Origin of the sequence: Shewanella sp. 10N.286.52.E4, assembly GCF_041468785.1 — a bacterium.
Classification (GTDB): Bacteria; Pseudomonadota; Gammaproteobacteria; order Enterobacterales; family Shewanellaceae; genus Shewanella; species Shewanella electrodiphila.
Map to the genome: position 1 here is coordinate 88,004 of NZ_JBFRJJ010000006.1, position 13,127 is coordinate 101,130.

11 protein-coding genes are annotated in these 13,127 nt (G+C 38.9%); 5 read left to right on the top strand and 6 right to left on the bottom strand.

The features are described from left to right. Positions 1-63: 63 nt before the first annotated feature. Together AB4153_RS03395 and ggt are read right to left on the bottom strand one after the other, a co-directional pair. Positions 64-1,680: a methyl-accepting chemotaxis protein gene (locus AB4153_RS03395; protein WP_371996378.1), complete on the bottom strand. Its 1,617-nt coding sequence runs from the start codon at positions 1,678-1,680 to the stop codon at positions 64-66. 736 nt (positions 1,681-2,416) lie between these two features. Next, entirely contained in the window at positions 2,417-4,171 is a 1,755-nt protein-coding gene (ggt, locus tag AB4153_RS03400; RefSeq protein ID WP_371996380.1) for a gamma-glutamyltransferase, read from the bottom strand. Between the two features lie 89 nt (positions 4,172-4,260). On the opposite strand from ggt, the gene AB4153_RS03405 reads away from it, so the two are divergent. Continuing rightward, complete coding sequence (locus AB4153_RS03405; RefSeq protein WP_371996381.1) at positions 4,261-5,436, top strand: GNAT family N-acetyltransferase; 1,176 nt, start codon at positions 4,261-4,263, stop codon at positions 5,434-5,436. A 332-nt stretch (positions 5,437-5,768) separates the two neighbouring features. Continuing rightward, a complete protein-coding gene (locus AB4153_RS03410; protein ID WP_371996383.1) occupies positions 5,769-6,857 on the top strand; it encodes a GGDEF domain-containing protein in 1,089 nt (362 codons plus the stop codon). A 4-nt stretch (positions 6,858-6,861) separates the two neighbouring features. Here AB4153_RS03410 and AB4153_RS03415 read toward each other — a convergent pair whose 3' ends face one another. The 4 genes from AB4153_RS03415 to sbcB all read right to left on the bottom strand — a co-directional run bounded on the left by AB4153_RS03415 (position 6,862) and on the right by sbcB (position 10,441). Further along, a complete protein-coding gene (locus tag AB4153_RS03415) occupies positions 6,862-7,152 on the bottom strand; it encodes a putative quinol monooxygenase (RefSeq protein ID WP_371996385.1) in 291 nt (96 codons plus the stop codon). A 91-nt stretch (positions 7,153-7,243) separates the two neighbouring features. After that, complete coding sequence (locus tag AB4153_RS03420; protein ID WP_229369049.1) at positions 7,244-7,867, bottom strand: LysE family translocator; 624 nt, start codon at positions 7,865-7,867, stop codon at positions 7,244-7,246. A 216-nt stretch (positions 7,868-8,083) separates the two neighbouring features. Continuing rightward, positions 8,084-8,974 (bottom strand): cytidine deaminase, encoded by an 891-nt coding sequence (cdd, locus tag AB4153_RS03425; RefSeq protein ID WP_229369048.1) that lies wholly within the window; start codon positions 8,972-8,974, stop codon positions 8,084-8,086. 54 nt (positions 8,975-9,028) lie between these two features. Beyond that, a complete protein-coding gene (gene sbcB, locus AB4153_RS03430) occupies positions 9,029-10,441 on the bottom strand; it encodes an exodeoxyribonuclease I (protein WP_371996386.1) in 1,413 nt (470 codons plus the stop codon). 150 nt (positions 10,442-10,591) lie between these two features. Here sbcB and AB4153_RS03435 point away from each other — a divergent pair, with 150 nt between their 5' ends. The 3 genes from AB4153_RS03435 to AB4153_RS03445 all read left to right on the top strand — a co-directional run bounded on the left by AB4153_RS03435 (position 10,592) and on the right by AB4153_RS03445 (position 12,841). Continuing rightward, on the top strand, positions 10,592-11,413 hold the full coding sequence (locus AB4153_RS03435; protein WP_371996387.1) for a hypothetical protein: 822 nt from the start codon (positions 10,592-10,594) through the stop codon (positions 11,411-11,413). A gap of 100 nt (positions 11,414-11,513) precedes the next feature. Next, positions 11,514-12,356 (top strand): 23S rRNA (guanine(745)-N(1))-methyltransferase, encoded by an 843-nt coding sequence (gene rlmA / locus AB4153_RS03440; RefSeq protein ID WP_303514164.1) that lies wholly within the window; start codon positions 11,514-11,516, stop codon positions 12,354-12,356. A 278-nt stretch (positions 12,357-12,634) separates the two neighbouring features. Continuing rightward, positions 12,635-12,841, top strand: a complete 207-nt coding sequence (locus tag AB4153_RS03445) for a cold-shock protein (RefSeq protein ID WP_012155714.1) — start codon at positions 12,635-12,637, stop codon at positions 12,839-12,841. Positions 12,842-13,127 lie beyond the last annotated feature (286 nt).

The following is a 13,127-nucleotide window of genomic DNA, read 5'->3' on the forward strand; positions in this document are numbered from 1 at the left end:
ACTCCTGTTCATCTCATCATTGTTTAAGTTGATATTCGTTGTATCGACTTAATATTTTATTTTTTAGACTTTAAATTGACCTGTTATGCCGTCAAGTTGTTTACTAACACCTTCAATGTCATAACTGATCCCGCCCATTTCATCCGTGGTCATTTTTACTTTAGCGGCATTGGTTTCAATATCTGCAATGTACTGCTGTATAAGCTCTGAAGTGTTGTGTTGTTCTTCAGTTGCAGCGGCAATTTGATCATTAACGACCGTAATTGCACTGACCTTACTGGTGATATTGATTAATGCATCCCCTGCTAATGAAGTGGTTTTAACACCTTCTTCAGCGGTTTCTATTCCACGTTGCATTGCATCAACCGCTTGGGTCGACGTAGAGCGAAGCTCTTGCAATACTTGCTGAATTTCTTGCGTTGAAGCTTGTGTACGAGAAGCAAGCGTTCTTACTTCGTCGGCCACAACTGCAAAGCCTCGTCCTTGTTCACCTGCACGAGCCGCCTCAATAGCTGCGTTCAATGCGAGTAAATTGGTTTGATCTGCAATACCACGAATGGTATCGAGTATGTCATTTACGTTACTGGTAAAGGCTTCAAGTTGATTGACAACTACGGCCGTTGTTTGCACTTCTTCTGCTAGCTTTTTGATGGTCGTAATGGCTTGAGCAACGGTTTCTTGGCCTTGCTGTGCTTCATTGTTAGCATTATCAGCTTCTGACGCAGCATTTGCGGCATATTCAGCAATGTGTGCCACACTGACAAACATTTCACGCATGGCGTGCGAAATTTGTTCAACGGACTCATTTTGCTGTTGAACAGTGACTTCACTGTTTTTACAGCTCTCGAGAAGGGTATGTGATACTGAACTTAAGCTCTCAGTGGTATTTTTTGTATCAGCAATCGAAACTTGGAGTTTTGATACGAATTGATTAAACCAATGTACTAAGGTGGCAATTTCGTCTTTACCTTGATAATCGATACGAGATCGTAAATCGCCTTCGCCTTCAGAAATGTTTTGTAAAGAGTCAGTGACATTCTGGATAGTGACAATGATTGAACGGTTAACCAGAAAGCCGACCACAATGAGAAATGCTGCGGCTACAATGCCAATCGTGAGCATAAAGTTAGCTGCACTATCTGAGCTTTCAAGGGTTGTTTGGATACTGTCTTCAAATTCTTGTGAGTATTGCGCTTGTTTTTCATCAAAAATTTCAATGAGTTGCTCGTAACGTTTTGCGTTATCAGCCGCTTGACGCTTTATATTATTAAAGTCGACATCATCTTTTAAAAATTCAGCAACCAGTAATTTGGCATTGTCATAATAAACATTCAAATCACGCTGCATTTTATTTGCATCATTCACTTCAGATGCTAGTAAAGATTTAACAGAGTTTAAGTTGTTATTTATTTGGGTAACCATATTTTCAGCAGTGACCAAATTATCTTCTTCACCCGTTGTCACAGCTGACTGGATATTTTGATCAAGTTGTAAAAGTAAGCCTTTATTAATAGTGGCCAAATTTAACACTGGATATAGTTGAGATTGAAGTCCATTTAGTCTTTCAGCATTTTGTTGCACACTTTGATTGTTAATAACTAAAGATATAACAAACGAAAAAATGGCAACGACTGTTAATAAAGCGATCCGATGCTTTATTTTTAAGCTGTTTAACTGCATTAAAATTTGATCCTACAGGCTAAAGTTTGTGTAAAAGTTAAGAGTTTGTTCTGGACTCCACATATAATAATATGATTTTTATGCTAAAAATATAGCTTTCTTGGTGTTTTACTTTATTTTAACTTATGTTGTTGGTGAATAATATTGTTTTCAATGGCTTATGCTGTTCTTTGTTAAAAAGATTTTTTTGAAATAAATCTCATTTTTTAAACGTGTATTTGATTATTTTGAATATAGTCTTTGTTCGTCAAATAATTGTCGGTGTCAATTTAATGCCTGTGTTTAATTGTTCATAAAGATTAATTTAAATAGTAATGTTATTTTATGTTGCTGGTTTATATTTTAATTGATATTGATTTATAACGCTTGTTCCTTTAGGAACAGTATCGGCAATTAGTTTGTAAACTTTAGATGGAACATCCGATTTAATATTTATTGTATGTAGTTAAATGGTAAAAACTTACATTTGTAAATGAAAATGATTTCTATTTATTGCAGCAGGTGGAGTTTATTTATTCAAAGGAGGGAAGTTTGAGTGATTGTGTTAAAAGATAGTGTTTAACATTGTCAAAGCAATTGAGGGAAACAAGAGTGTTTGAAATAGTGTGATGATGGTAAAATTGAAGGGTAGATAAATTTAACGATTAATCAATTTAACGATTAACCATTACTCAATTTATCTACCGCAACATATCTAATCAGAAAGTGTGTTTAACCCCTTCAGATTAATAACACTTTAATGCCCAAGAGTCTCTGAACCAGCGCGCCTTGGATCTGAAGCGCCATAAATACCATGTTCATTAATTAATATTGACTGAGTGCTTCCCATGGCACTGGATCTTTTCACTTTGTGTCCTTTAGATTCAAGTAAGGTAATGGTGTCATCATTAAGGCTGGTTTCAACGCCTATGTAATCTGGTAGCCATTGATGATGAATTCTCGGCGCTGCAGTCGCTTCTGCCACATTCAATTGGTGATCGATGACATTCATGATGACTTGCAGCGTGGTGGTGATAATTCTAGAACCACCAGGGCTGCCAGTGATAAGAAATGGTTTTCCATCCTTCATCACAATGGTAGGACTCATAGAGCTTAAAGGTCGTTTATTCCCTTGAACTGAATTTGCTTCACCGCCAATCAGTCCATAACCGTTAGGCGAACCAGGCTTTGCTGAAAAGTCATCCATTTCGTTGTTAAGTAAGATACCTGTGCCAGCAGCCACTAGGCCTGAGCCATAGCTGAAGTTTAGGGTGTAAGTATTTGAAACCGCATTTCCCCATTGGTCGACAACAGAATAATGGGTGGTTTGATCGCTTTCATAAGGCGCAATATCGCCAGCTTTTATTTCAGCACTCGGAGTGGCTTTATTAAAAGCGATTTGTTTTGCAATGGTGTCTGCGTATTTTTGACTAGTTAATGCAGCAATTGGCACAGGATTAAAATCTGGATCACCCAAATATTCACTTCTGTCTGCATAGGCATGTTTCATCGTTTCTGTCATTAAATGCAAAGTTTGTGCAGTGTTATGACCAAGCTTTTGAATTGGGTAGTTTTCTAGCACATTGAGCATTTCAATGATGTGAATACCGCCTGATGAAGGAGGTGGCATAGAAACGACTTCATAACCTCGATAGCTGCCGCGAACGGGCTCTCGTTCAACGACGGTATAATTTTTTAGGTCATCTAGGCTCATAATCCCGCCCGCTAGATTAATCGCGCTCACAATTTTCTCAGCGGTTTCGCCCTGATAAAACCCTTTACTGCCGTGCTTTGCAATCAGTGATAAAGAATGCCCTAAGTCAGTTTGCACCAGCTTGTCGTTAACCAAAAAGCTGTCACCATTTTTTTTGTAAAATATTTCAGCGGAACTTGGCCATTGAGAGATGCGGCGCTTTAAGCCATCTAATGAATCTGCCAAATCTGAATTAATGACAATACCGTCATTAGCTAACCCGATGGCGGGTTTAATGACATCTTTAAGACTCATAGTGCCATATTTGGTTAGCGCGAGTTCTAAGCCCATTACCGTACCAGGTACCCCCACAGCGAGGCCATGCTCGCGGCTTAATTTAGGGTTTGCATTGCCTTTTTCGTCTAGAAAAATATCTTTATGTGCCTTTGCTGGCGCCGTTTCACGATAATCGATAGCAATGGTTTTATTGGTTTCAGCTAAATGTACCATCATGAAACCACCACCACCGATATTACCGGCTCGAGGAAGGGTGACCGACAGTGCAAAACCTACAGCAACGGCAGCATCAACAGCATTACCACCTTGTTTGAGAATATCGACACCAATGCGGGTTGCAAGTGATTCTTGACTGGCAACCATGCCATTTTTAGCCCAAATGGGTTGAGCTGTGGCAGCGCGACTGAAAATAGATTGCTCGTTAGCAGCACTTACGCTGGTTGTAGATGCAGCAGTTAAACTGAGTGCAATGGCAATGCTGGTGGAAATAGCGATAGGTTTAAACTGAGAAAAAATACCCACTTTCAGTCCTTTGTAAATTCATTGATAGGTTGCAATGTGCCATAAGTATGATCTAATACACAATATCTAATGCCGCTTTTTGAGGAAATATGTCAGAGTTTTTGAGTGAAGATATCCAACTTAATTTTTATGATTCAGTTGCAAGTATCGGTAAATCAAAATGGAGTCGTGTGTTTACTGACGATAATCCGTTTACTCAATTCGAGTATTTATTGGCATTAGAACAAAGTTTGAGTGTGTGCAGTGACTCTGGTTGGCGGCCACAACATCTTGTGATTACCTCTAATAGTGATGTTATTGCTATTTTACCTTGTTATGAAAAATCCCATTCATGGGGGGAGTATGTGTTTGATTGGGCATGGGCTGAAGCTTATGAGCGCAACGGGCTTGAGTACTATCCTAAGCTCGTAGCTGCAATTCCTTTTACGCCAGTTTCGGGTCAACGTATAGGTATGATTTCGTCGATATCAGAGGTGAGTCGTGAAGTCGTACTGAATAGAATCACTCATTTTTTAAATCAAACAATAAAAAATGAGCAGTTCTCATCCTGGCATTGTTTATTTTTACCTCAAAATGATTTCAAGCATTTAAGCCATTCGACAATTTCGAGATTAGGTACGCAGTTTCATTGGCAAAACAAACAGTACCCGCACTTTGACGACTTTTTAGCGCAGTTAGTCTCTAGAAAAAGAAAAGCCATTAAAAAAGAACGTAAAGCTGTGGCGAATTTTAACTATGACTTTATTGATGGCGACAAGGCAAGCAAAGAACAATGGCAAGGTTTTGTGCATTGCTACCAGCAAACCTACCTAAAACGCTCAGGTCATACAGGCTATTTAAATGCTGACTTTTTTAGTCAAATCGCCAGTTCAATGGGCAGGCAAGTTAGGTTGTTATTAGTGACCAACGATCAAAATAACCTTATAGCATCAGCATTATACTTTGTCTCCAATACCCATCTTTATGGTAGATATTGGGGCTGTTTAGAGGAAGTCGATGGCTTGCACTTTGAAACCTGTTATTACCAAGGCATTGAGTATGCTATTCATCATGGATTAACCGTCTTCGATGCCGGCGCGCAAGGTGAACACAAAGTAGCACGGGGTTTTGAGCCTGTTGAAACCTATTCAAACCACGAAGTAGCACATGACGAGTTCAGAAAAGCGATTTATCATTACTGCCAACAAGAACAGCAACATATAAAGCAATATATGCAGGATTTAGCTTGCAAGCTGCCCTACAAAGAAAAGGACATTTTACAATAAAGTGCCTTATCCCTATGCACTAAATTAATTCTGCCCCCTAGACACTAAATTAATAAAGCGATGAATGAATAAAACCCTTATCTTCGCCATTAAAGTTAATGACTTGGCATCGCCACTTATTTTCAAAACTTTTAACTTTCAAGATTCCTAACTTTCAAGATTCCTAACTTTCAAGAGTTTTAACTTTCATAACTTCTAATTTTAAGAAGTGGCTAGCCAACAGTTCCACATAGACTTAATAATAAGCTGTTTATTTTCAGAACCGGCCTTTTTAGAATAGACAGAATAAACGTGCTAAAGTTTACAAGTCGTTAACTTACTTAGTTACCCATATGAATCTAAAAAAAATTATAAGCCTGGGCACCAGTAAACAGTCTTTTTCATCGGCTAATCGCACGAGAACAATGAATATAATCGGCTTAATCACAGTCTTTATTTCTTTGCTTTATTCATTAAATTATATTTTCTTACTTGAAAACACGCTTGTTGGCTTTATCAATCTTGGTTTTACCATTGCATATCTGTGCACAATTGCTTTTACGGCTGCGCATCATTCAAGACTGGCTAAAATATGGTTTTTTAGTGTGTTAATGTTTCACCTGTTGGTGTGTACTAATGTCTACGTGACGAATGCTAGCGGATTTCATTTGTACTATTTCCTGGTTCCAACGGGGGCATTTCTTTTATTTGAGTTGCGTGAAAGAGTAGAGCAGGTGAGCTTGAGCCTAGCGGCGTTAGTCTTGTTTTTCTATTGTGAAAACACGCCAAATGATGCGCCTTTAATACAGCTATCAGATCAAATGAATCACATCTTGTATCAATCAGTGGTATTTTTTACCATGTTAGAAGTCATTTTTGTGTTGTACATTTTTGCTAAACAAATCGATAAGAATGAAAAATTATTGATATTACAAGCCTCCACAGATTCGTTAACCCAACTCGCTAACCGACACCACTTTTTTACAGAAGGCAAAAGTTTGTTTGATGATGCCGTAGAGAAAAAACTCCCTTTTACATTAGTCTTACTAGACTTGGATTTTTTCAAGAAAATTAATGATCAACATGGCCATTTAGTTGGAGATAAATGCTTAATTGAAGTGACCAGTACGATTAAAAAGTTGTGCCGTGAAAATGATCTATGTGCCCGAATTGGTGGTGAAGAGTTTATTGTGGCGATGCCAAATACGTCGATACAAGATGCTGAAAAAGTTGCTGAGCGGATGAGAGAACACATTGAAGCGTGTAAAATTAACCTATCTGAATCAAGCAAGTTAACCTGTACAGCCAGTTTTGGCCTTGCTGATAAGACTCAAAGCACCACCGAATTAAAAGACTTACTTATTCGAGCAGACAAAGCTTTATATGTTGCTAAAGAGAGCGGTAGAAACTGCGTCAAGCCATATTATCAACTGGCCGCATAAAAGATTAACTGTCGATAATCGTATAATGACGAGTCGCAGTTTGACTTACTATATACCAGTTTGATTGCTGGACTCGTTGTTGATGAAATTCAAATGCGGCTTTATCGGCAAACTCCTCATTAACATCAAATCTTAAGTCATTTACGGGACTTTGAGTGACACTAAAACTGATACAACCTTCTTCATTCAAGGTGAGTTGGGTGTGCTTTACTAACTCAAAACGGACATCTGCTAATTCGTTTGCAGTGGTGTTGTGCGGAAATTGTATATAGCCAGTAAGCTTCACTCTAGGCATTGATTTCCCTATTTCTTTTTTCCATATTTACCTATCTACCTGTTTTGTTGTCAACATTTAAAACCAGTAGGCGTCGAGATTATTTGCAAGGTTATCCCAGCGCAAGCCAAAAGCCCACACCAATCATCAAGCTGCCAGCAATACGGTTCATTAACTTAATGTTGTCACCGCGTGATAAAAACATGCGTAGGCTTTTCCCGCCACTTGCATAGGCAAGCATTGATACACTTTCAGTGAGCATAATGATTGATAGCAGCCAAAATAATTGTGGGGCAACGGCTTTATCGACGCTGATAAAAGGTGGTAGTAATGAAATCATGAAAGCCCAGCCTTTAGGGTTGGCAATGGCAGTCACAAAGCCTTGTGAGATAAGTGCATAATTACTGATTGATGAGTCGGTTTGTTGGCCTTCAACAATGGCCATTTTACCTTTTGAACGCCACATGTTGATGCCGATGTAAGCGAGATATGCGCCACCAATCCATTTTAAAATAGCGAAAGCGTCTGGGTAATTTAACATGACACTGGCAACACCCATGACTGCAGCAATGGCCACTAATGCGACACCAACGAGTTCTCCTAACATCATCCATAGAGTGCGCCTAACACCAATACTCATCCCGAGTGTCATGGCTAAAGTCATGCACATACCAGGTGTAATTGAGACAAAAAAGAAGGTCGGTATAAATACCGCTAATATGGCTAAATCAGGCATGTATGGATTATCTTAAAAGGAAAACGAAGAGTGTAAGGAATTACAGCGTTTGTGCAATTAAATTCGTAATCAATATGGCCATATTGGCTAATTTAATTAATGTACAAATCAGTAGTTACGATTTTGAATGAAAAAAGCGCATTGCTATAAACCAATGCGCTTTTAGCTTTTAACCTTAAATTAGCTTTAGATTCATTTAAGTGTAAAAAGTGTTGCCTAACTTGGGTCTACGACGATGTGCTCAAGCTCTACTGCTGCAACAGCTTGTAAAGTGTCCATTGTCGCATTCACTAAGCTTACTTTCCCTGCCGATGACTCAATTAACACCACACGATTAATATCGCTGTAGTCACGATCGTGACGAATTAAATTCGACAGTGCCATTTGCATTGGCATCATTGAAGGGTTGAATGCCGCATTTTCTGCATAGCGTCCGCAATAGGTTCTACCGTCTTTGGTTTCAATAACCACAGCGGCAAAGTTTTTAGTGTAGGGCGCATAACTTAGCCCTGCTTGGTCAACCGCCTCAATGATCATTGGGTCGTCTGAATTCAAGCTAAATTCAATATTGCTTTTAGACAATAAAGGTTTAGTCACTTGTAAATCTTTTGGCCCAAAGGCATAAGGCAGATAATGAGCAAGCAATTGTGGCTGCTGGCCTGGTAAGTGAATCTTAATATCAATGCCGCTAACTAATTCATTAATAAATTGACGGCAATGGCCACAAGGGCTGAAGTTAACCACGATATCAACAATCTTTTGTTCGCCATTTAACCATGCATGGCTAATGGCACTTTGCTCTGCGTGAACGGTATGAAATAGCGCTTCAGAGGCTAGTTCAAAATTTGCCCCCATATAAATATCACCGCTTTCCCCTTTGGCGATCGCGCCCACATAGAATTCACTGATGCTAGGTTTAGCTAGCGCAGCAGCGATGGGTAACAAGCTTAATAGTAAAGCTTCTTCTGTCATGTCACTGGCTTTTACCAGTGTTGCCAGTTGACTGGCATCGATATGACCGCAAAAATCTTCATTGAGTAATGGGATTAAGGCTGTGGCTACCGGCTTAGGTAGTTGGGTGATGCTATCAATGAAACGGTTTTGCATGAGCAATTCCTTTTATTTAACGATAAGTGCAATGTAAGTTACTTACTTCAACACTTAAAGTGATTGCAAGTATAAACAAAGCGCTTTTAATAACTTCTGCTTGTGCTCATTCTCGCTGGTTTCTTCCAATAAGTTTTCGAGATTAATCACATAATCAGCATCGGACAAGCGTTGTTGACAGAATTCTCGCCAAATAAGTGATTCGTCATGATTCAAGGTTTCAGGGTAATTACGCGCACGATAGCGGAAAAACATTTGTCCTAAACGCTCATCTTCAAAATCAAGTTGCAGCGCGGCAAGGTTTTCTGGCTTGGTATTGCGGATCATTTCCATTTTGCCTTTATCGGCATGACTAAAGAAGCCGCCGCTATAAAGCATTAAATCAGGGTCTGTTGCTGCTGGGTGATCATTAACTTCAAACACCGCCTGTAATTTTTCACGTAACTCTGGGTGTTGCTTAAACAACTTATATTGTGAGCGTGCAAATTCCATATCAAACTGATGACGCTCAGCGACTTGTTCGGTGAGTAGCTTAGGTGTACCAATAAATGGGCATTTGTTTAAATGGATTTGCTTAAGTGGAATAGGTAACTCATCCGGTGCGAGCTCACTGCGCGGGGTGTACATTCGCTGGACTATTTCCTCTACTGAAAGCGTGATTAATGGGGTTAAGTCCATTGCTAGGTTCACACATAACATCGAGTTTTTATTGGTTGGATGTGGCGCAACAGGGGCGATTAATGTGACACAGCCATTTGCCGCACTGATTTTCGAGCTAACGTGAACCAAGGGCTGCATAAAGTCACCTTGAATTAGCTCTGCGACCTTTTTCTTATTACGTAAACCAAAATAATACTCATATAATTTTGGCTGTTTTTCTTTAATTAATTTTGCCATCGAAATCGTGGCATACACGTCACTCATGGCATCATGAGCTTGTTCATGGCTTAAGCCATTAGCTTTGGTTAACTCTTCTAATCTGAAGCTTGGCGAGCCATCCTCTTTGAGAGGCCAGTTAATGCCTTCTGGTCTAAAGGCATAGCAAGCTCTGACTAAATCAATGATGTCCCAACGGCTATTACTGTTTTGCCATTCTCGGGCATAAGGGTCGATAAAATTACGATAAAAGCCATAACGACTTACTTCATCATCAAACCGTAAAGAGTTGTAGCCAACAACACAGGTGTTAGGTTCGGTAAAAATGCTATTGATACGGCCCATAAACTCAGTTTCAGCCATGCCTTTTTGATTGGCTAACTGAGGCGTAATACCTGTAACTAAAATAGCTTCAGGTGATGGCAAGTAATCAGTTGATTGTTTGCAATAAAAATTCTCAGGCTCGCCAATAATATTAAGATCTAAATCAGTACGAATACCTGCAAACTGTGAAGGGCGATCTTTTGCTGGGCTGACGCCAAAAGTTTCGTAATCGTGCCAGAAAAGAGTGGGTTGAAAAGCACTTGCCATAATATCGCGGTATCCTAATTTTGAATTATAAATATCTTAACACTGTTAATTAGTAATGTTTACAGGCTACAAAACTGATTGAATGCTTTTTAATAGGGTGACGTAATCGAATTAGCTGGTTACACTCTGAAAAGTATCACAGGAGTCAGTATGTATAATCATTTATTTAGTCAACCAGTTAAGTATCAAATTAACCAAGGACAAACCCTGTTAATTGCGCTTGCTGATGACGTTAGTGATTTTATTTTATTACCAGCATTAAGCCAGCCCTTAGCCGAGATTATCATTTGCGAGTCAGAAGATGAGCAGTGTTCTAGCTTTATTTTGACTTGTCAGCCATTTTTTAAAGTCGATGTCATTGATTCACAGATTGTTGAACAGCCCGAAAAAGCTGAATTTAAGCGTACATTTGGCCAAGGCTTTCGTTTATATGCCAGAGTGGGAGTTGCACCAAGAATATCAGCTGAGTTATTAAGAAAAGGCATTGGTTTATCTTTCACAGCTGAAGGCACACCTCAAAAGCAGATAAACATAGGCTATTTACAGTCTGTTTGTGAATCAATCAATCTAGAGAGCGATTTGCGCTTAAACCAAGAGCCGAAAGAGTTGATGATGGCAAAAGCCATTTTAGCGAGAAATTTCGACTATGAAGAGTCTCCTGAAAACTTAGCAATTAATATCAGTGAAATTGAGCAGGTGCGGGCAGATATTAATCTGTACCTTGCGGAAGAACGCAACAAAGTGCATGCGATTATTGCAGCTCAGCTACTTAAGCTAGATAATTTGTTAAATCATAAGCAGCAATGGTTATTAAGAACCTATAGCCAGTCTCAACAAAGAACCAATTATGCATCAGCAGCTAATGAGCTTTCAAAGGATGTGGAAGACTTACAACGAAAATTAGAATGTTTTAGCTTACTTGCACCAGCCGATGTCAGCTTAATGGTTGATAAGCTCACTGAAGATACCTGACATTTCCACGTTCATTGCGTAAAATCCTTTTATTTGGGTCTCATTAATCTTAAAACAATGAGACGCACACTTCTTTAATCATTCTTATTAGAGTTATTTGATGCAATATATTTGTCCAATATGCCGTTCTTGTTTAACACTTAACGCAAAATCTTGGCAGTGTGAGAACCGCCACCAGTTTGATTGTGCCAAAGAGGGCTATGTCAACTTGCTACCTGTTCAAAAGAAAAACTCTAAAGATCCCGGTGATAATAAAACCATGATGTTTGCCCGTCGTGAGTTTTTGAATAAAGGTTATTACCAAAAGCTCAGTGACAGAGTTAATCAGCTGGCTGTTCAATTTAGTCCTGATGCTCAAAAAATCTTAGACATAGGTTGCGGAGAAGGCTATTACAGTCATCGTTTATTCAAAGCAATGCAGCAAAGCGCTAAAACAACTGAAAGTGAAGACGAAGGCGCTCAGTGCCACTTGCAAGGGTTAGACATTTCTAAATCAGCGATTAAATACGCTTCTAAACGATATTCAGAATTAGATTTTTGTGTCGCAAGTGCCTATGAAATGCCTTTTGCGGATGCAATATTCGATTTAGCGATGCGAATTTACGCGCCTTCAAAAATTGATGAACTGCAACGAGTGATAAAAAAAGACGGTGTATTAATCACGGTTTCTCCTGGTCCCATGCATCACTTTGCAATGAAAAAGATCATTTATAGTGAGCCCAAACCCCATGAAGAGGCTAAAGCTGAGCTTGATGGCTTTACTTGTCTTCATCAAGAAAGGTTGCAGTACCCACTAGTGTTATCAGACCCTATTGATATTGAACACTTTTTGAATATGACGCCTTATGCGTGGAAATTGACCCAAGAGCAAAAGGCTCAAATTGCAGAACAAGGACTTAGCTGCGAGTTAGACTTTAGTATTGAAATTCATCAACGTAATTGATTTGTCATCTAAATTTGCTATTTTACTTTTTGAATCTGATATTTAGTTTTAAACCGTTATCTTATTCGCGAATTTTAAGCGTGGTAATAACTAATTGAATTAAAATGTTGATGTTAGTTGACATCCCCGTAGAAAGGTTCATAATCTATCGGGCTTGAAGGTTGGGCTTAGTTTATGTGTTTCAATACGACCAGTTTCGTCCTGTGAACATAAGTAAAACCGGCATTTTCAGCTCTACCGCCGTTAAGGCTTTATTTTTTATATACAGGATTTATATCATGTCTCAAGTTACTGGTGTTGTTAAGTGGTTCAACTCTGACAAAGGTTTCGGATTTATCGAGCAAGAGTCTGGTCCAGACGTATTCGTTCACTTCCGTGCAATCAACTCAGACGGTTTCAAAACTCTTGACGAAGGTCAAAAAGTTCAGTTCACTGTTACTCAAGGTCAGAAAGGACCTCAAGCTGAGAACGTAACTGTAGTTTAATTATTCCTAGCTTCGGCTAGATAATTAAATAAAACTGTAGTCTTTGACTACAGTTTTTTTTTGCTTAAAATTAATTATTTATCTCCATTCTACCTCTATTCTTAACTTCTTTTTGCTAAAGCCTCAAAGCTTCTCAGTCTCAAAGCTATCCACTATCATTCTTCGTCGTTCACGCGCACTTGTCTCAGATTATTTTTGCTGTGTCGAAGGTCATTTAAACTTTTCCTAAGTACTTACTTTGCTCAAAGTTAGTTTTATTTTACTGGTGAGCTATGAGCTATGAGCT